Below are 19,144 nucleotides of genomic sequence, written 5' to 3' on the forward strand. Positions count from 1 at the left end.
CACCGCGAGCACCCCGAGATACCGTCCGACCCATCCAGCAGGTAGGAAGCGTCCCGGCCATCATATGGAACGGTGCGCCCGAGAAAGGCCAGTCCCAGGCGGCGGGAACGCCCAGAGTGCGGCGCTTCCTCAACAGGCGAGAATGCCCATGCTGGATGCGTTACAGGTAGGGATGGATCGGGCACAGATTCGGCAGGATCAGCTCGCGCCGGAGAGACCGGCAACGAGCAGGAAGGTGATCGACAGGAAGGACAGGGTCGTGCCCCTGCTGACACGTGGTATGAAGTGCCGGACGCTGAAGGTATGTCTGAATCGCATGTTGATCTGCTCGGTACCGAGGACGACACCGGAGATGCCGCCGAGGAAGCCGAAGCTGACCAGCGAGATGAACATGCCCGAGAACACCGGGTTGCCCCAGGGAGCCTTGCGCAGCCACTCGAAGAGGCCGTTGGTGAAACCTTTGCGCCTTTGCGCGGCTTTCGATCGCACCGGGAACCGTGAAACCGTGGATCATCGACGCCATCACCGCGAAGTACATGAAGTACGAGGTGTTGAGCACTTTCCACTCGGCGCTCATGCCCGGGTCGGACAGCAGGTGGTGCGCGCTGGCCAGTTGCAGGAAGAGGATGTAGAGCAGGAAGGCAAAGCGCGAAACTTTCTCGGACAGCGGCTTGGCGTTGAACAGCACGGCGGCGGTCAGATACCAGACCGAGACGTGTGCGGCAACGTTGATCTGCTGCGACGAGTGCCCAGGCCCCACCACACCATGCGGTACAACTGCGCGTCGATTTCCTTGATCCAGCCCATCGACCAGAAGAAGGTCGGGATCAGGATGCCGGCGCCGGAGAGGATGGTGAAGGTGGCGATGATCGCCGCGGTCAGCGCGCCGAAGGTCACCAGTGGCAGCGAACCCTGGTAGGTCTTGTCCTTCTTGGCGACGACCAGCGTGCCGAAGAAGACGCAAGTGCCGAGCAATGCACCGACGGCGACCAGGATGATGCCCAGGTAGAAGTGCGGTTGCGCCTGCATCGGTACGTACGAGGTGAACATCACGCTCGATTCACCCTGGAAGATCGCGACGTTGGTGATGATGCCGCCGACGACCATCAGCCAGAAGCCTAGCCAGGCGACCTTCGGTGCCGCTATTCGACAACGCAGCAGCGTCGATGAGGCGAAGTAAAGAACGGCCATTTCGAAGAACAGGATCCACAGGATCAGCATGTCGATGCCGTGGGCGGTAAGGATCAGGTAGAACTGGTCGGCGGGCAGCAGCTTGATCGCCGGCCAGCGGGTGAGGATCACCAGCAGCGCGGTGACGCCGCCGACGAGCAGCCAGAGGACGCCGGCGACGGCATTCCAGCGCATCAGTTTCTCGGCCTGGTCCTCAAACTGCATTCCCGAGATCGGACAGGTACGGTACGTGGTTGCCATCTATTTACTCCCCCTTTTTCGTCACGTAGATACGGCCGAGCATCGAGGAATGGCCGATACCGCAGTATTCGTTGCAGACCACGGCGTAAGTACCAGCCTTGGTCGGCGTCATTTTGACCACGTGCTCATAGCCGGGGATCACCTCGATGTTGATGTTGACCGGTTGCAGCGAAAAGCCGTGCAGGTAATCCATCGACGACAGGTGGATCTTGTAGGTTTGACCTTCCTCGAGTTCGAGGATCGGGTACCAGGCCCACAGGCGGGCGATCAGGTAGCCGTCACCACCAGCGGGGACCTTGACCACCGGGATGTCCTGGTCGGTCTCGGTACGGATGGTGTTCTCGGCGATGAATTTCTCGGCCTTGGCGGCGAACAACTCGGGGGTGATCCTGTACGCCTCGTTGGACAGGTTCTGCTTCCCGTAGACATGCCAGTAGATCATCATGCCGAACATGATCATCCCCCACACGAAGGCGATCGCTATCCACGCCCATTCGACCTTGTCGATGGGTTGCTTCCACCAGAGCCGATCTGACGGCGGCAGAATTGCACTCATATTTCTTTCTCCCTGATGTGACTGACTGGCTTACTTGGCAACCGGCGTGTTCATGATGTCGATGATGCCCCACAGGATGTAGAGCAAGCCAGGCGACGCCACACCGAGAAACAGCAGCAGGAAGTGGTTGTCCAGCAGCTTCTGCATGAACGGGATGTCGTCATCTTTCTCGTCGACCATGGGTAGTCCTCCATCACTGATTGGCGCTCGTGGCGCTTGGTATTTGCCGCTAGCGGCGAATTTCTTGGGCTTTCGGGGCACAATTGGCGGAAGGATACCCGCTCTTGGCGGGCTTTTGATTTGATGCACGTCAAGAACGCGGAAAGACGGCGGTTGCCGGCAAAGCCAGCAAGGACGGGGCTTGCAGGCCCGGCCCTGCGACCCGTTGTCGCAGCTGCCGGAGCGCTCGGAGAGGCGCTTAATGGGCCTATAATCCGCGCTTCGCTCATCCTCTCTTGGCCGGGTTCCTGGTATGGACAAAGTCGCTCGTCGGCAAATCGCGCTCTGGCTGTTGATCTGCAGCGCCATGGTCTTCTCGATTCTGGTCGTCGGTGGCGTTACCCGCCTGACGCATTCGGGTCTGTCGATCGTCGAGTGGAAGCCGCTCATCGGCGTCGTGCCGCCGCTCAACCAGAGCGAATGGGACGAAACGTTCGACAAGTACAAGCAGACGCCCGAATACCAGAAAGTGAACCATCAGATGTCGCTCGACGAGTTCAAGGGCATCTTTTTCTGGGAGTACTGGCACCGTGTTCTGGGGCGCCTGATCGGCGTCGTCTTCCTGCTGCCATTCCTCTATTTCTGCTGGCGACGCAAGGTCGAGCGGGCGCTGGTGCCGAAGCTGCTCGGGATCTTCCTGCTCGGCGGCATGCAGGGGGCGATGGGCTGGTACATGGTCAAGAGCGGCCTGGTCGATGACCCGCGCGTCAGCCACTACCGGCTGACTGCACATCTGTCGCTGGCTTTCCTGATTTTCGTGGCGATGTTCTGGCTGGCGCTCGGGCTGCTCGCCGAGCGCACCCGCACGACCAGCGATGCGACGCTGCGAGGCTTGCAGCGCATCGGCTTCTGGCTGCTGATCCTGGTCGGCTACATGGTCGTCAGCGGTGGTTTCGTCGCCGGAATTCGCGCCGGCAAGGCGTACAACAGCTTTCCGCTGATGAACGGCCACATCCTGCCGCCGGAAAGCTTCGTCATCGATCCCTGGTACCTCAACTTCTTCAACAACATGGCGCTGGTTCAGTTCGACCATCGCCTGGGCGCCTGGCTGCTGGCCTTCCTGGTGCCGTGGTTCTGGTGGAAGATCAAATCGGCGGCCGCGGTGTCGGCCACCGCGCGGCGGGTCGCGACGCTGCTTCTGGTGGTGCTGTTGGTGCAGATCGTGCTCGGAATTTCGACGCTGTTGCTGGCCGTTCCGGTCGGGCTGGGCGCTGCGCATCAAGGCGGGGCGATGCTCGTCCTCGGGATGCTGCTGTGGTTGAACCATGAATTGCGGGTGGCGCGCGAGTGGCGCTTGTGAGGAGCATTACCCGTTGATCAGCAGCCCGGCCTGGCGCTTGCGGCGAATCCACCGGACAGCGCTGCTGCTGACCGCGTTGTCGCTGTTGGTGGTGCTGCTCAGCGCCTACCTGCGGCTCAATGGCGCTGGCCTGGCTTGCGCGAATTGGCCCGCGTGTTACGGGCAGCTGCTGCGCGGCGAGGTGCAGGCGCCGGCGCTGGCCTTGCCGCGACTGCTGCATCGTGCTGCCGCGTCGCTGATCCTGTTGCTGGTCGGCTACCTGCTCTGGCTGTGCCTGCGTCGTCCGTCGATGCGGCAGCTGCTGCGTCCGGCGACGCTGCTGGCCGTGCTGGTGCTGGCGCTGGCGCTGCTCGGCTTCTGGAGTTCGGACCCGCGCCTGTTGCTGGTCGGTTTTCTGAACATTCTCGGCGGCCTCGGTCTGGTGACTTGCTCGTGGCGAGTAGTGCTCGTCAGTAGCCCCGCCTACCCGGAACGCGCGCGCGCTTCGACGCCGACGCTGGCGCTGCGTCTCGGTGCGGCCGTGTTGTCACTGACGGTCGTTGTTGGCGCGCTGATCGGTGCTGGTTCGGCCGCGCTGGCTTGCCCTTCGTTTCCCGACTGTGGCGGCCAGTGGTGGCCGGCGGCGGTCGGCTGGCCCGCTTGGCAAGGCTTCGCGACGCTGGCTGCGGTGCCGCCGGCCGGCGACACGGCGGCGGTGACGCTGCATCTGTTGCACCGTTGGGGGGCGCTTGCCGCGCTGCTGCTGCTGCTGGCTGCTGCTGCGCTGCAGACGCTGACTGACGACGCCACGCGCAAGCTGGCGGTGGTTTTGCTGCTGCTGCTCGCCGGCGAAGTTGCGCTCGGTGGGCTGGTGGTGCGCAGCGGCTTCAATCTGTCACTGGCGGTTGCCCATGTCGTCGGTGCCGCGGCGCTGCTGGCGGCGCTGAGCAGCCTGCGCCGACGCTAGCTACACTTCAGGACGCGGCGCCGCCTGGCGCGCACCCAGCGGCCTCGTCTAGTGGTGCTGGTGGTCGCTGGCCGGTGCCGCCATCGCCGTCAGGTCGCGGACCTCGGCCTTGATCTGGACGGTCTCGACCTGCTTGTCGGGGCCCTCGATTTGCAGCGTCAGCGGTACCGAATCACCCTTCTTCAGCGGCTGTTTGAGGTTCAGCAACATGACGTGGTAGCCACCCGGGGCCAGGTGCACAGGCGTGCCGGCAGGCAAGGCCAGGCGCTCGACGGCGCGCATTTTCATGATCCCACCGTCCATCTTCATTTCGTGGATTTCGCTGACGCCGGCTGCCGGGCTGACTACCCCGACCAGCGCCGCGCCGGATTTGCTGGTGATTTCCAGGAAGGCGCCGGTTGCCTGCTGGCCGCTGACGGTGCCGCGTACCCACGCATCCTTGACCTCGACGTCGCCGGCGAGTGCGCTCGCCGCCGCGGCGCCAAGCACGATGGCCAGCGCCAGTTGGATTCTTCTTGCTTTCAAGCTGTACTCCTCGGTCGTTCAGGGGAGGCTGGATTATAGACGGCGGCCGGCGCGGCGCGGCTGCGACAAAATGCCGCAAGCGACGCTTGCCTAGCTGCCGCGTTCAGGGCTTCTGGTGCCAGTTGCCTTGCGCGTCCTCGACCCACCAGCCGGAATGAAACTGCGCTTTCCAGCGCTTGACCTGCGCTTCGCGGGCGGCCGGCTCGGCGTCCTGGCCGCCGTGCGCTTCGGCAAGGGCGTAGATCAGCGAGTTGCGGTCCGGGTTTTCCTGGTCGATGAGTTTCTCGGCGATCTGCCGTTGCGCCAGGTTGAGCCGGCTGCCGTCACGGATCTTGATCATGCCGTCGTTACCGAGGCCGATGATCCCGGGATCGTAGAAATAGACCAGTCGCGAGCTTCGTTGCGCGAGCGTGTGCCTGACGATGATCACCGGCGGCGTGCCGATATCGAGATTGATCGGGTCGCTGGGCGGCGCGGCGGTGGCCGGCAGCGAAAGGAAGGCGAGGAGCAAGAGCAGGCGTTTCATTTCATGTCTCCTGAACGGTCATTTGCCGGCGAGCAAGAGCTTGATGTCGGCGGCGATGCTGGCCGGCGTTTCGCCGTGGCGGACCAGCAGACGGATCCGACCCTGCGGGTCGAAAACGAAGCTGCCGGTCGAGTGATCGATGCTATAGCTGTCGGGCGTCTTGCCGGACTGTTTGGCGTAGAAGACCTTGAAATCCCTGGCCACTGCCTTGGTCGTCGCGGCGTCGCCGCGCAGCCCGATGAAGCTGGGGTCGAAGGCGCTGACGTATTGCGACAGCAACTGTTCGGTGTCGCGGTCGGGGTCGAGCGTGACGAACAGCACTTGCACCTGGCTGGCCTGGTCGCCGAGGCGCGACAGCACTTCGCGCATCGCCGACAGCGTCGTCGGGCAGACGTCGGGACACTGCGTATAACCGAAGAATACGACCACCGCCTTGCCCTTGAAGTCGGCCAGATGACGCAACTGCCCGTGCTGGTCGGTCAAGGCGAAGTCCTTGCCCCAATCGACCTGGGAAATGTCGGTCGACTTGAACGCGTGCGGTGTCGGCGAACACCCGGAAAGCAGCAGGCCGAGGGCAAGGATCAGCGTCGAGAGTATTTTCATGTTGTCAATTGCCGGCCGTAAGCGCCTGGCGTGAGGAAGTGGGGTGTGGAGGCCAAGGTCTGGTGAGCCGTGAGCCTGCTCGCCGACGTTCAGCGCCTACTCGGCAACGATCGGCAGCAAGCGTGTGCTGTTCACCGGGTGTTGCTGCTCGCCGGCGCTCGGCGCGAACAGCTGCTGGCGTCGCGTCGGGCATTATCGGCGCCGCGCTGCTTTGCCGCCTTGATGGAAGTTAATCATTGTCCGTCATTCTGTGGCGTCGGCCCAAGGATATTTCCGGCGGCAGCGGCCGCTCGATACGGCTACCGCGCTTGACAAGCGTCGCGTAGCGGGCAAGCTGGACGGCCAGGCTTGGCAAGCGTATCGATTCGCGACACGCACGCCAGCGCACGACGACTCTGGAGGAGGCGTGCTTGAAGGTCATTGGTCTGATCGGTGGCATGAGTTGGCAGTCGACGATCCCCTACTACCGGATCATCAACGAAGCCGTCAGCAAGCGGCTCGGCGGCCTGCATTCGGCCAGGCTGCTGCTCTACAGCGTCGATTTTGACGAGGTCGAGAAGTTGCAGCGCGCCGGCGATTGGGCCGCCGCTGGCGAGTTGCTCGGACGAGCGGCCGCGCTCCTGCAGGTCGCCGGTGCCGACTTCCTGGTGTTGTGCACCAACACCATGCACCGGGTGGCGCCGGCCATCGAGGCCGCGGTCGCCATCCCCTTGCTGCATATCGCCGATCCGACCGCCGACGCAATCCGCGGCGCCGGCCTTACCCGGGTGGCGCTGCTCGGCACGCGCTTTACCATGGAGCAGGCCTTCTATCGTCAGCGCCTGTACCGGCGCGGTATCGACGTGCTGCTGCCCGCGCCGGCGGAGCGCGAGTTGGTGCATCGGGTGATCTACGACGAACTGTGCCGCGGGCAGTTGCACGACGCGTCGCGTGCCGAGTATCGACGAATCATCAAGCGCCTGGTCGCCGCGGGCGCGCAGGCGGTGATTCTCGGCTGTACCGAAATTTCCTTGCTGATCGACGCCGGTGACGCCGCCGTGCCGCTCTTCGACACGACGCAACTGCACGCGGCTAAAGCCGCCGAGTGGGCGCTCGCCGACGGCTGACAGACGGTCGCCGCATGGCGGGCGGCGATCAGCGCGCGTGGCCTTGTCGCCGCGGCAGCTTGCGGCGGCGATCGAGCAAGGCCAGCGCCTCGTTGGCGAACAGCGCGCCAAGGACCAGCGCGCCGCCGGTCAGCGTGCTTGCCGTCGGCGTTTCGCCGGCGCCGAGCCACGCCCAGCTGACGCCAAAAACGACTTCAAGCAGGCCGAGCAGGGCGATTTCGGGCGCCGTCAGTTCGCGCGACACGCGCACCAGCAGCAGGCACGGTAGCGCCAATTGCACGCTGCCGAGCATCGCCAGCAGCGCCAGGTCGTGCGTCGACGCCTGGAACGGCAGCGCCAGGGGCAGGGTGTAGAGCGCCGACAGGACGGCGCCGATCAGCACCGCCGGCAGCATGTCGTGGCGCACTGGACGGGCCGGAACGACCTGGCCGTGGCCGGCGTGCTGCAGCATCGTGAAGTTGAGTGCCGCCGCCAGGGGAACGGCCAGCGCCACCAGCGTACCGGTCAGCGACAGCCCCGAGCTCGCTTCCTGTCCGAACATCCAGGCAATTCCCAGGCTGGCGACCGCGATTGCCAGCCAGGTCCTGAGCGGTAGGCTGTGGCGCAGAAAAATGCGCGCGAACAGGGCGGTGATCAAGGGCCCGATGGCCATCGTCACCAGCACGTTGGCGACGGTGGTCAGCGTAATGGCGACCATGAAGGCGGTGAACATCACCGACCAGCAGAAACCCGAGAACCACACCGGCCAGGGCGCGCGCAGCAGTGTGCGCCACAGGCCTGCGCCACGGATCAGCGTCAGCGCAATGCTCAGCGTCACGGCGTTGAAGATGCTGCGCCAGAAAGTGACCTCGAAGCTGCCGGCGTACTCGAGATGGCGGGAAACGACCCCGGCGACGCTCCACAGCAGCGTGATCAGGATCATCAGGGCCAGCGCACGGCGGTGCGACATTTCAGCGCTTCCTGCCCGCCAGGGGCGACGCGGTCGGAGAAAAGGCAGCCATTGTGCCGCATTTGCCGCGAAATTTGCGCCCGCAATTTGGCAATCTGCGGGAAGGGTAATTGCCAGAAACTGTGGCTGGACGATGAGGTCGCGGCGCTCCTCGCCGTCAGCGTTTGCGCAGCCGCCGGCATTGGCAACGTAGGGGGTCAGCAAAGCGAACTGCTGGAAGCAAAGTGACTGCCGTGATCGGCGGCGCTGGCTTCGATGATTCGCAAATGTTGGGCGCCCTCCCACAGGCGCCGATGCGAAAATTATTGCGATATGCGCAATGGGAAGCAGGTATTATCCCGGACTGCTTGGTAGGCACTAATTTAGGGGGAGGGAAGGGAATATGTCCAAGTCGACGAATTCAGGTTTTTGTCCAGCATCCAGCATCCAGCATCCAGCATCCAGCATCCAGCGCGCGCTAGCGCTTTGCGCAGGGGTGGTCCTGACCGCCTGCGCCACTCCATACAGCGAAGCTCCGACGGCAACGAATTTTCCCAGTAGCAAGCAACTCAAGCTACAGGCGGGGTCCCACTGGAATGCCATCGCGGCCAATGCGGCCGTCACGCTTGTCAACTCGCTCAAGCTTGGCAAGGGCTGCATCGCGGCGCAGCCCGAGTGCGATCGCATATACGTAAAGCAGCCTAACGAAGCGTCGGCGTTTGCCCAGGCATTTCGGACGTCGTTCATCACGTCGTTGGTCAATGCCGGCGTCAGCGTCGCCAAGAGCCCTGTTGGCGCGAAGGAGGTCGACTTTGACATCCAGGTGGTGAAATTCTCACCGCGCCGCCCGGATGGCACCTTCAATAGCGCCACGGTAATTTATGCCGGACTATGGGGTTTGTCCGGCGTGTGGGAGCAGGCTTCGCCGGGTGCAGCAGGCGTGCTTGCCGTCGGGGCCTTCGACGCCTACCGTTGGCTGACAGCCGAATTCGCTGCCGGGCCGACACCGCAACTCGAAGTAATCGTCACTGTCTCCGCCAGTGACGCCGCGCAGTATCTCGGTCGTGCCACCAACGTCTACTACGTCGCCGATAGCGACGCCATGTTGTACTCGCCGCCGCCAGCGCTCTACAACATCGCGGTTACGGGGGGGCAATGATGATCAAGCCCTATTTGTTCGCCGGCGCAGTGACTGTCGGTTTGGTAACGGGTTGCGCGACGGAAAACAATCGTGTCCCTGAGCCGACGTATGAAACAGCGGCCAAGAGCGACTTCGTCGCAAGCAACTACCGCGTTGCGGATGCCTTGATTGAACAGTTTCGCAGCGGTGCCGACGGGGGGCCACTTATTGTGGCAACGGTCGTCAATATTGATGCACTGGATCAGTCGTCTACCCTCGGTCGATTGATTTCAGAACAGATCTCGGCTCGCTTCTCGCAGCGCGGATTCAGCATGATCGAGATGAAATTCCGCAGTAATGTCTACATGAGAAAGGGCGAGGGAGAACTCGTTCTGACGCGCGAAATTGCCGAATTGGCGCGAGTCAACAAGGCCCAGGCCGTGATCCTCGGCAGTTATGGGACGAGCGGTTCTGCGGTCTACGTGAACATGAAAATCGTCCAGCCCGGTAGCAACTACGTGCTCGCCGCATACGACTATGTACTGCCGGCGAATGGTGAAATCCGCAGCATGCTGAGCCGCGCCAATCGGTAACTGCTAGCGGCCTGAACAAGCTCGTTTTTGCCACCTCAGGCATTGGCTTCGCGCCCCGTGCCTGACGGTCTGGTTGGTCTCGCGGGCAGTCTATGGCGTCGTTGGCCAAGCTGCCGTATCCGACGGATGGCGGTGGCTGCTCAAGCGTAGCGACGCACGATGGAGTAAGCACCGCCGGCGTGCGCCAGGGACTCGACCAGAACGTAGCTGCTGACGCGCCAGATGTGCTGTGGCGGCGTCGTCGGCAGGGTCGATTCGGCTGCCCGTCGGGCCAGCGTCACATGCGGCCGAAAGCGCCGTGGCTCGGGTGGCAGTTCGAGCGCACGCATGGCCTGGCCGAGGCGGTCATGGAGCTGTATCAAGGCCGCGGCGGGCTTGCCCACGCGCAGCACGGCCAGCCCGCGCGGCCACAGTTCGGCACGCGTCAGCGACAGTTCGAAAGGCGCCATCGGGACCTGCAGGCCGGCGCTCACTTCGGCGATTCGCTGGCGGTCGAGCGCGCCGATGAAATGCAAGGTCAGGTGCAAATCATTGGCTTGGACCAGCGCCGAGCCCTGGCGCCACGACCAGTCCTGCGCGTGGCGAACGAGTTGCCGTCGCTCGTCCGCTGCCGGCCATAGCGCGAGGAACAGGCGGGCGCTGGCGGCAGGCACGGGCGGCAGCGGCGACGCTGGCGGTTTTGCGTCGCCAGTGGGCGGTGCATCCGAGGCGACGATCATTAGCGCATTCGCACGCGGTTCATTCCTGACGACGCGGTGCACGTCGGTTTGACAAGTGCCGCGGCAGTCCTAAAATGCCCTCAACAGCCATCTCGCGTCGCTCCATTTCGGCGGCACGCGGCTGCTCAGGCGATTTCTGCCGCTCAACCAGGAGATCAAAGACCATGGCAAAACTTTCTGAAATCGAAGGAATTGGCGAAGCGTACGCGGCCAAGCTCGAAGCGGCGGGGATTGCTTCGCTGGAGAGCCTGTTGCGGACATGCTGCCAAAAAAGCGGCCGCAAGGAAACGGCCGAGAAGTCGGGAATCAGTGAAAAGCTGATCCTCGGTTGGGTCAATCGCGCCGATCTGTCACGAATCAAGGGTGTCAGCACGCAGTACTCCGACCTTCTCGAGTGTGCCGGCGTTGATACAGTTCCCGAGCTGGCGCAGAGAAACGCCGAGAATCTGCAAGCGAAGATGGCTGAATTGAACGGCGAAAAAAATCTTGTTCGCAAGATCCCGACGCTATCGCAAGTGCAGGACTGGGTGGCGCAGGCCAAGGACTTGCTCCGCGTTATTAGTCATTGAAGCTCCGGGCACGCCGCCAGCGCGTGTCATGTTGCCGCTTCTGCTTGCTGCCAGCGGCAGCTGTGTGTGGCAACTGTTGATCGCCTTGAGCCGATAAGTCCCTGCCCGTGATCGGCGTGTCGAGCGCTGCAGCGAGCGCCGTTTCTGGCAACCCGCTTGCCGGCAAAGATGGTCAAACTCGATGTGGATCAAGATTGGTCGGCACGCGCTCTGCCGCGTCGTCGTTCCCGCCAGTCCGGCGATGAGGCCAAATGCCGCAGCCGCTGGCCGGCCTGGCGACATAGAATGACGCCCTTTCGATCAGCTTCGCTGCTCGCTTAGACGGGACAGATTTGAGCGCCATATCGAGCCAGGTGCGCACCGCATCCGCTTATTTCGAGTTTCCGCAAGAACGTCGGCAACCGCTCTGGCGGCTGGCGACGTTCGTGCTGGCCGTCCTGGCGCTGCATTTGCTCGGCCTTTTTCTGGCCTTCGGAACGATCAGTCGCGACACGCTTCCGGAAGCGCTGCCGGTGCTGACCGTGCGCTTGCTCGAACTGGCGCCGCAGCCGCCAGTAGTCGAAGCAGCGAAAGCGCCAGCAGCGCCCGCAAAGGTCGAGCCACCAAGACGCGCCGAGCGACCTGCGAGCGTTGCGCCGCCGGAAAAAGTCCAGCGACGGCGGCCGGCGCGCGAGTCGCCGGCAGTGGCCAGGAGGGCGCCGCCGACACCGTCAGCGCCGCTGTTGACCGCCGCGGCGACGGCGCCGGCGACGACTTTCGCGGTGGCAGCGGCAGCGGCAGCGCCGGCCGCGCCGGCAGAAGAGGCGGCGGGGAGCGCGGCCTCGGCGCCGGCGGCGGCGCCGATGATCGCCGCACGCTTCGACGCCGATTACCTGCGCAATCCGAGTCCCGCCTATCCGGCGGCGTCGCGGCGCCTTGGCGAGGAGGGGCGGGTGCTGCTGCGGATCAAGGTCAGCGCGCAGGGCCTGCCGCTGCGCGTCGAAATCAAACAGTCGAGCGGTTTCCAGCGTCTGGACGACGCGGCCCGGGCAGCTGTCGAACGCTGGCGATTCATCCCTGCCCGGCAGGGCGGCGAAGCGGTCGAGTCGTCGGTGCTGGTGCCGCTACAATTCACTCTGAACGGTTGAACGGGAAAGCATCATGAATAGCGAGTTGGGTTTGGCGCATTTCTGGCAGCAGGGCGATCTGGTGACGCACTCGGTGGCCATCGTGCTGATCTTGCTGTCGGTGGTCAGCTGGTACGTGATGGCCGTCAAAGCGCATGCCGTGTGGCAGGCCAGGCAATGTCATGCACGGGCGCTGGCGTCGTTCTGGGGAGCGCCAAGCCTGCCCGCGGCGATCGACGCGATCCGGCGCGAGGACCGGACCGGCATCCTGGCCAACCTGGCGATCGCCGGCGCCAACGCCGCTGGACTGCACCACGAACATGCCGATCGCGGCATCGGCGCCGGGGTCAGCGTTAGCGAGTTCGTGACGCGTTCTCTACGCAGCCAGATCGTCGACGCTCAGGCCAGTATCGAATCCGGGCTGACCTTCCTTGCGTCGGTTGGCTCGACGGCGCCTTTCATCGGCCTGTTCGGCACCGTCTGGGGGATCTACCACGCGCTGGCCGCGCTGTCGGGAGCCACGCAGGTGGTCCTCGACAAGGTTGCCGGTCCGGTCGGCGAAGCGCTGATCATGACCGCTGGCGGGCTCTTCGTGGCGATTCCGGCGGTCCTCGCGTACAACGCCTGTACGCGCGGCAACCGTCTGACGCTGGCCCGGCTGGACGGTTTTGCGCACGATCTGCACGCCTATCTGACGACCGGTCTGCGCGGCCGACCGGGTGACAAACTGGTCGATCTGAGCGCGATTCGCGCCGGTCGCAGCGGCTGAGGGGGAAAGCACGATGGCCTTCGGTTCATTCGAAAATAATGCTGGCAGCCAGCCGATGGCGGAAATTAATACGACGCCGCTGGTAGACGTGATGCTGGTGCTGCTGGTGATCTTCATCATCACCGCGCCGCTTTTCCACGAGGCGGTGCCGGTCGATCTGCCGCGCGTCGATGCGAGCCGGCTCGATGACCCGCCGCGCGTCGTCTCGGTGGCGATCGACGCCGCCGGCGCAGTGTTCATCGATGGTCTGGCCGTCGCCGACACCGACATGGCGGCGCGTTTTGCGGCCATCGGCGCCGCCGGCGGCGAGCCCGAGCTGCACCTGCGCGCCGACCGCGGCACGCGCTACGAACGCGTCACCGAGGTTCTCGCCAACGCCCAGCGCGCCGGCCTGGTGCGCATCGCCTTCGTCACCGAGCCGACACGATAGCGGTGGCTAGCACTGGCCAGGCGGCTCGCCGGCAGACTCTCGGCGTGCCATGCCGTGAGGCAATACAGGGCTTGACACTGCCTGCAGGCATCGGGATAATGCGCCCCGCTGGTGTTGGAAAGCGATCCGCTGCAGTTTTCGCCGATCTGCATTCCGGCACTTGGCTGGAAGGCGGTATAGTCTTCCGGAACAGCTTCCAAGCGGGAGTAGCTCAGTTGGTAGAGCGATACCTTGCCAAGGTATAGGTCGAGAGTTCGAGACTCTTCTCCCGCTCCAAACATCGAAGGGAAAGTGCGCAAGCACTTTCCCTTTTCTGCTTTTCGGGGCAGGTATAATGGCCTGCGCCGCCCGGATGGTGGAATAGGTAGACACAAGAGACTTAAAATCTCTCGGCCTTGCGGCCGTGCCGGTTCGACCCCGGCTCCGGGCACCACCTCTGTTTCGCCAGCTTCCTGCCATGGTTTCCGATGATCATTTTTGACCTTGCCTGCCAGCACGACCATCGCTTCGAAGGCTGGTTCCAGTCGCGGGACGATTTTGATAGCCAGTTGTCGGCGGGTCTGGTCGGCTGCCCGGAGTGCGGTTCGCAGGACATTCGCCGGGTTCCTTCGGCGCTGCATCTCGGCAAGCCGCAGCCGACGCCACCAGGCGTCCCGGCGAAGGCTTCGGAAGAAAAGCTGCCGGCAGCACCCCGGATCGATCCGCGTGCCGGTGCGCTGTCCGCCTATCGGCAGCTGACCGCGATGCTGCTTGCCAAGTGCGAGGACGTCGGTGCTCGCTTTGCCGAAGAGGCACGAAAAATTCACTACCGGGAAGTACCCGAGCGGGCGATTCGCGGCGAGGCCACCGCCGAGGAATGTGAGGAGCTGCGCGACGAAGGCGTCGAAGTGCTGCGCGTGCCGCGGCTCAAGGTGACGGATTTGCACTGAACCGCGTCGTCTTGCGTCCGGCCCTGACTCGCGGCGGGCGATCGCCGAGCCGAACGCTGTTAATGTGAAAGTCGGGTACGCGACTCACGAATCTCGCCTCTTCGCGCGGTGGGAGAAGGGCCTGGATCGATGGAGGTGCTCATGACTTTCATCTTCGCGGGCGTCGCGCCAGTCCATGATGCTTAGAGGAGAGTCGCCAATGATCAAAGCACGTGCCGCTGTTGCCTGGGCTGCCGGCCAGCCTCTGGAAATCATCGAAGTCGATGTCGCGGCGCCACGCCAGGGTGAGGTGCTGGTGCGCATCGTCGCCACCGGCGTTTGCCATACCGATGCCTTCACCCTGTCGGGAGCCGACCCGGAAGGGATTTTCCCGAGCATTCTTGGCCACGAGGGAGGCGGTATCGTCGAGGCGATCGGTGCCGGCGTCACTTCGGTCGCCGTCGGCGATCACGTGATTCCGCTGTACACCCCCGAGTGCCGCGAGTGCAAGTTCTGCAAGTCGGGCAAGACCAATCTCTGCCAGGCGATTCGTGCTACCCAGGGCAAGGGCTTGATGCCCGACGGCAGCAGCCGCTTCTCGTACAAAGGGAAGCCGATCTTCCATTACATGGGCACCTCGACGTTTTCCGAGTACACCGTGCTGCCGGAAATCTCGCTGGCCAGGATCGCCAACGACGCACCGCTGGAGAAGGTCTGCCTGCTCGGCTGTGGCGTCACCACCGGCATCGGCGCGGTGGTCAACACCGCCAAGGTCGAAGCCGGTGCGACGGTCGCCGTCTTTGGTCTTGGCGGCATCGGCCTGGCGGTGGTCATCGGCGCGGTGATGGCCAGGGCGGCAAGAATCATCGTCGTGGACACCAATCCGGACAAGTTTGCCATCGCCAGGCAGCTTGGCGCGACCGATTGCGTCAATCCGGCCGATTTCGACCGCCCGATCGAGGAAGTCATCGTCGACCTCAGCGATGGCGGCGTCGACTATTCGTTCGAGTGTATCGGCAACGTCAAGGTGATGCGTGCGGCGCTCGAATGCTGCCACAAGGGCTGGGGCGAATCGGTGATCATCGGCGTCGCCGGTGCCGGCGAAGAGATTTCGACGCGACCGTTCCAGCTGGTGACCGGCCGTGTCTGGCGGGGTTCGGCGTTTGGCGGTGTGCGTGGACGCAGCGAGCTGCCGGGCTACGTCGAGCGGGCGCAACGCGGCGAGATTCCGCTCGACACCTTCATCACCCATACCATGGGGCTGGAGGATATCAACCACGCTTTCGAGCTGATGCACCAAGGCAAGAGCATCCGCTCGGTGATTCGCTTCTGAGCATGCTGATCCGAACTCCAGGCTCCCTCGAGGAGATCACCGCCAACCACAGTTTTGGTGGTTGGCACAGACGCTATCGCCACTACTCGGAGACGCTGCGCTGCGAGATGGTTTTCGCCGTCTATCTGCCGCCGCAGGCGGCACGAGCCAAGGTGCCGGCGCTGTACTGGCTGTCGGGCCTGACGTGCACCGACGAGAACTTCATGCAGAAAGCCGGTGCGATGCGCGTCGCCGCCGAATTGGGAATGGCTATCGTCGCGCCCGATACCAGCCCGCGCGGTGCGGCTGTGCCGGGCGACCCCGACGGGGCCTGGGATTTCGGTCACGGCGCCGGCTTCTACCTGAACGCCACGCAGCCGCCGTGGGCCGAGAATTACCGGATGCACGACTACGTCGTCTTCGAGCTGCCCGAGCTGATCGAAGCGAGTTTGCCGATCAACGCCAGCCGCGGCCTCAGTGGCCATTCGATGGGCGGCCACGGCGCGCTGGTCTGTGCGCTGCGCAATCCCGGTCGTTACCGTTCGCTGTCGGCCCTGGCGCCGATCTGCCACGCGCTCGCCAGTCCCTGGGGCGAGAAGGCATTTTCGCGCTACCTTGGCGCTGATCGTACGGCCTGGAAGGCCTGGGACGCCTGCGAACTGATCGCCGACGCCAGCGAACGCCTGCCCTTGCTGGTTGACCAGGGCGAGGCCGACGCTTTTCTCGTCGAGCAGTTGCAGCCCGAGACGTTGCGGCAAGCCTGCGCTGCCGTTGCGCATCCGCTGCGCTTGCGGGTACACCCGGCTTACGACCACAGCTACTACTTCATCGCCAGCTTCATCGACGATCACCTGCGCCATCACGCGGCGGCGCTGCTTACCTGACTCGACCTGCCGCGTTCCTCGTTGTCGGTCGCGTCGATGAAACAATCGCCGCGCTACCGGCACGACAAGCCGACGAACTCGTTCGTGACAATAGGCCGATTAATTGCGTCAATCCAAACAGCTGCTTGCCGGCGACGCGCAAAGCTTCGTTACAATCGACACTGTCGGTATGAGCCGTCGCAGCCGCTGCGGGGCCGCTTGCCATCAAGGGCGCTCCAGCATCGACCTGCGGCAAGTCGCGCAAGACTATTTTCCAGGAGAACGATAGTGGCACAAGAGAAAGTCGCAAGCCGCGCCGAGAACGCGGAAACCTCAGCGGCAACAGGCGACGCTCCCGTAGCGTCAACGGGGCAGGAAGCTCAGCAGATCCGGATGAACACGGCGTCGGTGAAGAGCAGCTACTGCAACATGGTCAATGTGACGACGACGCGCGAGGAAGTGGTGATGAACTTCGGCGTCAACGAGAGCTGGGACCGGGGCACCTCCGAGTACGACGTGCGCCTGGAGCATCGCATCGTGATGAGTCCGTTCGCCGCCAAACGTCTGGCGCTGATGCTCGGCAAGCTGGTCACCGAATACGAGGGTCGCTACGGCGAACTGAGCTGAGCAGCCGAGCGCGGCCGGCGGCCCCCGGCCGCTAGCGTCGGGCTGCCCCAGAGACGCCTGCCGGTGCCTGGCAGGCGTCGTTTTGCTTTCCATTGCGCCGCCGCTTTTGAGGCCACCACTTGTCTGCCAGCTCTTCCTCTGCCAACACGCCAGGCGCCGGCTTGTCTGCCGCTGCCGGCGATCATTCCCGGCGAGCGCACGACGAGGCGCTGTGGGGAAGCTTTGCGTCGGCAGAAACGTCGGCTGAATTCTGCAGCAGCTGGTTGGCGCTGCAATGCCTGCAGGTGGCCGACGTGCGCGCCGCCTTGCTGTTGCTCGAACAGGGTAGCGGCACCTTCGTTCCGGCTGCTGTTTGGCCGTCCGAGCAGACCGACGTGACCTATCTGGCGCCGGCCGCTCAACAGTGCCTGAGCGAGCGGCGCGGTGTTCTCCTGCCGGGCCAGGCGGGTGCCGTGATCGTCGTCGCTTATCCGGTCGAACTCGAAGGGCGGGTGCACGGCGCCGTCGTGCTCGACGTCGGCGAACGCAGCGGCGAGGCCTTGCAGGCCGTGCTCAGGCAATTGCACTGGGGAATCGGCTGGATCGAAACGCTCTTCCTGCGCCGCCAGAATGGCGACGACGCGCAGGCCCTGCAGCGCGCGCGAGTCGCTCTCGACGTTCTCGCCGTCGCCGCCGAGCAGGCCCGCCTCGAGCCGATGGCGATGGCGGTGGTCAACGATCTGGCCAGCCGTTTCGCTTGCGACCGGGTATCGCTCGGCGTCGACCAGGGCGGGCGCGCGCGCTTGCTGGCGATGTCGCACTCGGCGTTCTTCGAGAAGAAGAGCCAGTTCGTCGCCGCGCTTGAAAACGCCATGGACGAGGCGCTCGACCAGCGGCGCAGCGTTGCCTTTCCGGCCGCCGTCGACGGCGACAGCGGCGTCGGCATCGCCCACCGCGACTTCGCGGCGACGCGAGCGGTGTGCTCGGTGGTGCTCAGCAGCCGCGGCATCGGCGTCGGCGTGTTGACCTTCGAGCGCAATCAGGGGACGCCTTTCAGCGCCGACGAAGCCAGGACTTTCGAAGCCGTCAGCGCCTTGCTCGGCCCCTTGCTCGAGAGCCGGCTCGATCTGCATCGCTGGTTCGCCGGCCGTCTGGTCGACCAGCTGCGTGGCTGGTGGCGGCACCTCAAGGATCCGCGGCGGCCGGGTTTTCGCGTTGGCCTGGCGCTGGCGCTGGCCTTGTTGCTGAGCGTTTTCCTGGTCGACGGGGACTATCGCGTCAGCGCCAGGGCGGTCGTCGAGGGTGCGCTGCAACGCGCGGCGGTGGCTCCCTTTGATGGCTTCCTGCGTGAAGCGCCGGTGCGCGCCGGTTTCGTCGTCAAGCAGGGACAGGTGCTGGCGACCCTCGACGATCGCGATCTGCGCGTCGAGCGGCAGCGCTGGCTGTCCGAACGCGAGCAGCACCAGGGGCGCTACCGCGATGCGCTGGCCAAGCACGAGCGAGCCAACGCCAACGTCGCGCTGGCGCAGATGCAGGAAGCCGACTCGCAACTGGCGCTGGTCGACGAGAAACTGGCGCGGGCGACGATCGTCGCGCCCTTCGACGGCGTCGTCGTTTCGGGCGATCTCAGTCAGCTGCTCGGTTCGCCGGTCGAACAGGGCAAGCTGCTCTTCGAGCTGGCGCCGCTGGAAGCCTATCGGGTGATCCTGAAAGTCGAGGATCGCGATATTCGCGACGTGCGCATCGGCCAGTCGGGTAGTCTGGTGCTCACCGGGCTGGCCGGCGAGGCGCTTGCTTTTGAAGTTCGCAACGTGTCGATGGCCGAGGCCGAAGACGGCAAGAATACCTTCCGCGTCGAAGCGCAACTCGATCGCAGCGACCTGCAGCTGCGCCCGGGAATGGAGGGCGTCGGCAAGATCAGCGTCGGCGAGCAGAGCTATGTGTGGATCTGGACGCATCGCCTGAGCGACTGGTTGCGCATGCAGGCCTGGATCTGGTTGCCTTAGGCT

At 64.3% G+C, this 19,144-nt stretch carries 23 protein-coding genes and 2 tRNA genes; 16 read left to right on the plus strand and 9 right to left on the minus strand.

Going from position 1 to position 19,144, the window contains the following annotated elements; all coding sequences use genetic code 11:
• Window positions 1-198: 198 nt before the first annotated feature.
• The 4 genes from QZ656_RS06530 to QZ656_RS06545 form a co-directional block, all read right to left on the minus strand.
• Window positions 199-489, minus strand: a complete 291-nt coding sequence (locus tag QZ656_RS06530) for a hypothetical protein (protein ID WP_291992655.1) — start codon at window positions 487-489, stop codon at window positions 199-201.
• Window positions 490-696: 207 nt separating this feature from the next.
• Window positions 697-1,431, minus strand: a complete 735-nt coding sequence (locus tag QZ656_RS06535; RefSeq protein ID WP_291992656.1) for a cbb3-type cytochrome c oxidase subunit I — start codon at window positions 1,429-1,431, stop codon at window positions 697-699.
• A gap of 4 nt (window positions 1,432-1,435) precedes the next feature.
• Window positions 1,436-1,987, minus strand: coding sequence for a cytochrome C oxidase subunit II (locus tag QZ656_RS06540; RefSeq protein WP_291992657.1), 552 nt, complete (start codon window positions 1,985-1,987; stop codon window positions 1,436-1,438).
• 30 nt (window positions 1,988-2,017) lie between these two features.
• The gene (locus tag QZ656_RS06545) at window positions 2,018-2,167 is read right to left on the minus strand and encodes a hypothetical protein (RefSeq protein WP_291992658.1); all 150 of its coding nucleotides are present in this window, start codon (window positions 2,165-2,167) and stop codon (window positions 2,018-2,020) included.
• Window positions 2,168-2,459: 292 nt separating this feature from the next.
• Here QZ656_RS06545 and QZ656_RS06550 point away from each other — a divergent pair, with 292 nt between their 5' ends.
• Both QZ656_RS06550 and QZ656_RS06555 read left to right on the plus strand, forming a co-directional pair.
• Window positions 2,460-3,506 (plus strand): COX15/CtaA family protein, encoded by a 1,047-nt coding sequence (locus QZ656_RS06550; RefSeq protein WP_291992659.1) that lies wholly within the window; start codon window positions 2,460-2,462, stop codon window positions 3,504-3,506.
• Window positions 3,507-3,519: 13 nt separating this feature from the next.
• Window positions 3,520-4,452, plus strand: coding sequence for a COX15/CtaA family protein (locus QZ656_RS06555; protein ID WP_291992660.1), 933 nt, complete (start codon window positions 3,520-3,522; stop codon window positions 4,450-4,452).
• Window positions 4,453-4,500: 48 nt separating this feature from the next.
• Here the strand turns inward: QZ656_RS06555 and QZ656_RS06560 are convergent, their stop codons facing one another.
• The 3 genes from QZ656_RS06560 to QZ656_RS06570 all read right to left on the minus strand — a co-directional run bounded on the left by QZ656_RS06560 (window position 4,501) and on the right by QZ656_RS06570 (window position 6,106).
• Entirely contained in the window at window positions 4,501-4,977 is a 477-nt protein-coding gene (locus QZ656_RS06560) for a copper chaperone PCu(A)C (RefSeq protein ID WP_291992661.1), read from the minus strand.
• A gap of 103 nt (window positions 4,978-5,080) precedes the next feature.
• Complete coding sequence (locus QZ656_RS06565; protein WP_291992662.1) at window positions 5,081-5,503, minus strand: DUF1318 domain-containing protein; 423 nt, start codon at window positions 5,501-5,503, stop codon at window positions 5,081-5,083.
• A gap of 18 nt (window positions 5,504-5,521) precedes the next feature.
• Entirely contained in the window at window positions 5,522-6,106 is a 585-nt protein-coding gene (locus QZ656_RS06570) for an SCO family protein (protein ID WP_291992663.1), read from the minus strand.
• 410 nt (window positions 6,107-6,516) lie between these two features.
• On the opposite strand from QZ656_RS06570, the gene QZ656_RS06575 reads away from it, so the two are divergent.
• On the plus strand, window positions 6,517-7,212 hold the full coding sequence (locus QZ656_RS06575) for an aspartate/glutamate racemase family protein (protein ID WP_291992664.1): 696 nt from the start codon (window positions 6,517-6,519) through the stop codon (window positions 7,210-7,212).
• Window positions 7,213-7,240: 28 nt separating this feature from the next.
• Here QZ656_RS06575 and QZ656_RS06580 read toward each other — a convergent pair whose 3' ends face one another.
• Window positions 7,241-8,161 (minus strand): DMT family transporter, encoded by a 921-nt coding sequence (locus QZ656_RS06580; protein ID WP_291992665.1) that lies wholly within the window; start codon window positions 8,159-8,161, stop codon window positions 7,241-7,243.
• 382 nt (window positions 8,162-8,543) lie between these two features.
• On the opposite strand from QZ656_RS06580, the gene QZ656_RS06585 reads away from it, so the two are divergent.
• Both QZ656_RS06585 and QZ656_RS06590 read left to right on the plus strand, forming a co-directional pair.
• Window positions 8,544-9,299 (plus strand): hypothetical protein, encoded by a 756-nt coding sequence (locus tag QZ656_RS06585; protein ID WP_291992666.1) that lies wholly within the window; start codon window positions 8,544-8,546, stop codon window positions 9,297-9,299.
• Window positions 9,299-9,853 (plus strand): FlgO family outer membrane protein, encoded by a 555-nt coding sequence (locus QZ656_RS06590; protein WP_291992667.1) that lies wholly within the window; start codon window positions 9,299-9,301, stop codon window positions 9,851-9,853. The genes QZ656_RS06585 and QZ656_RS06590 overlap by 1 nt, the downstream gene beginning before the upstream one ends.
• Before the next feature lie 140 nt (window positions 9,854-9,993).
• Here QZ656_RS06590 and thpR read toward each other — a convergent pair whose 3' ends face one another.
• Window positions 9,994-10,572 carry an RNA 2',3'-cyclic phosphodiesterase gene (gene thpR / locus QZ656_RS06595; protein WP_291992668.1) on the minus strand — a complete coding sequence of 193 codons (579 nt, stop codon included), beginning with the start codon at window positions 10,570-10,572 and terminating at the stop codon, window positions 9,994-9,996.
• Between the two features lie 164 nt (window positions 10,573-10,736).
• Between thpR and QZ656_RS06600 the strand changes: the two genes are divergently transcribed.
• The 11 genes from QZ656_RS06600 (at window position 10,737) to QZ656_RS06650 (ending at window position 19,141) form a co-directional block, all read left to right on the plus strand.
• On the plus strand, window positions 10,737-11,141 hold the full coding sequence (locus QZ656_RS06600; protein WP_291992669.1) for a DUF4332 domain-containing protein: 405 nt from the start codon (window positions 10,737-10,739) through the stop codon (window positions 11,139-11,141).
• Between the two features lie 353 nt (window positions 11,142-11,494).
• Window positions 11,495-12,268, plus strand: a complete 774-nt coding sequence (locus QZ656_RS06605) for an energy transducer TonB (protein ID WP_291992670.1) — start codon at window positions 11,495-11,497, stop codon at window positions 12,266-12,268.
• 13 nt (window positions 12,269-12,281) lie between these two features.
• On the plus strand, window positions 12,282-13,016 hold the full coding sequence (locus QZ656_RS06610; protein ID WP_291992671.1) for a MotA/TolQ/ExbB proton channel family protein: 735 nt from the start codon (window positions 12,282-12,284) through the stop codon (window positions 13,014-13,016).
• A 55-nt stretch (window positions 13,017-13,071) separates the two neighbouring features.
• Window positions 13,072-13,446 carry a biopolymer transporter ExbD gene (locus tag QZ656_RS06615; RefSeq protein WP_366522118.1) on the plus strand — a complete coding sequence of 125 codons (375 nt, stop codon included), beginning with the start codon at window positions 13,072-13,074 and terminating at the stop codon, window positions 13,444-13,446.
• A gap of 200 nt (window positions 13,447-13,646) precedes the next feature.
• Window positions 13,647-13,722, plus strand: a tRNA-Gly gene (locus QZ656_RS06620).
• A 70-nt stretch (window positions 13,723-13,792) separates the two neighbouring features.
• Window positions 13,793-13,879, plus strand: a tRNA-Leu gene (locus QZ656_RS06625).
• A 34-nt stretch (window positions 13,880-13,913) separates the two neighbouring features.
• Window positions 13,914-14,375 (plus strand): DUF1178 family protein, encoded by a 462-nt coding sequence (locus tag QZ656_RS06630; RefSeq protein WP_291992673.1) that lies wholly within the window; start codon window positions 13,914-13,916, stop codon window positions 14,373-14,375.
• A 199-nt stretch (window positions 14,376-14,574) separates the two neighbouring features.
• Window positions 14,575-15,687, plus strand: a complete 1,113-nt coding sequence (locus tag QZ656_RS06635; RefSeq protein ID WP_291992674.1) for an S-(hydroxymethyl)glutathione dehydrogenase/class III alcohol dehydrogenase — start codon at window positions 14,575-14,577, stop codon at window positions 15,685-15,687.
• Between the two features lie 2 nt (window positions 15,688-15,689).
• Window positions 15,690-16,550: an S-formylglutathione hydrolase gene (gene fghA / locus QZ656_RS06640; protein WP_291992675.1), complete on the plus strand. Its 861-nt coding sequence runs from the start codon at window positions 15,690-15,692 to the stop codon at window positions 16,548-16,550.
• A gap of 267 nt (window positions 16,551-16,817) precedes the next feature.
• Entirely contained in the window at window positions 16,818-17,156 is a 339-nt protein-coding gene (locus QZ656_RS06645) for a DUF3467 domain-containing protein (RefSeq protein WP_291992676.1), read from the plus strand.
• Window positions 17,157-17,317: 161 nt separating this feature from the next.
• A complete protein-coding gene (locus QZ656_RS06650) occupies window positions 17,318-19,141 on the plus strand; it encodes an HlyD family efflux transporter periplasmic adaptor subunit (protein WP_291992677.1) in 1,824 nt (607 codons plus the stop codon).
• The last annotated feature ends 3 nt before the right edge of the window (window positions 19,142-19,144 follow it).

The organism is Candidatus Accumulibacter sp. ACC003, from assembly GCF_907163085.1.
Classification (GTDB): domain Bacteria; phylum Pseudomonadota; class Gammaproteobacteria; order Burkholderiales; family Rhodocyclaceae; genus Accumulibacter.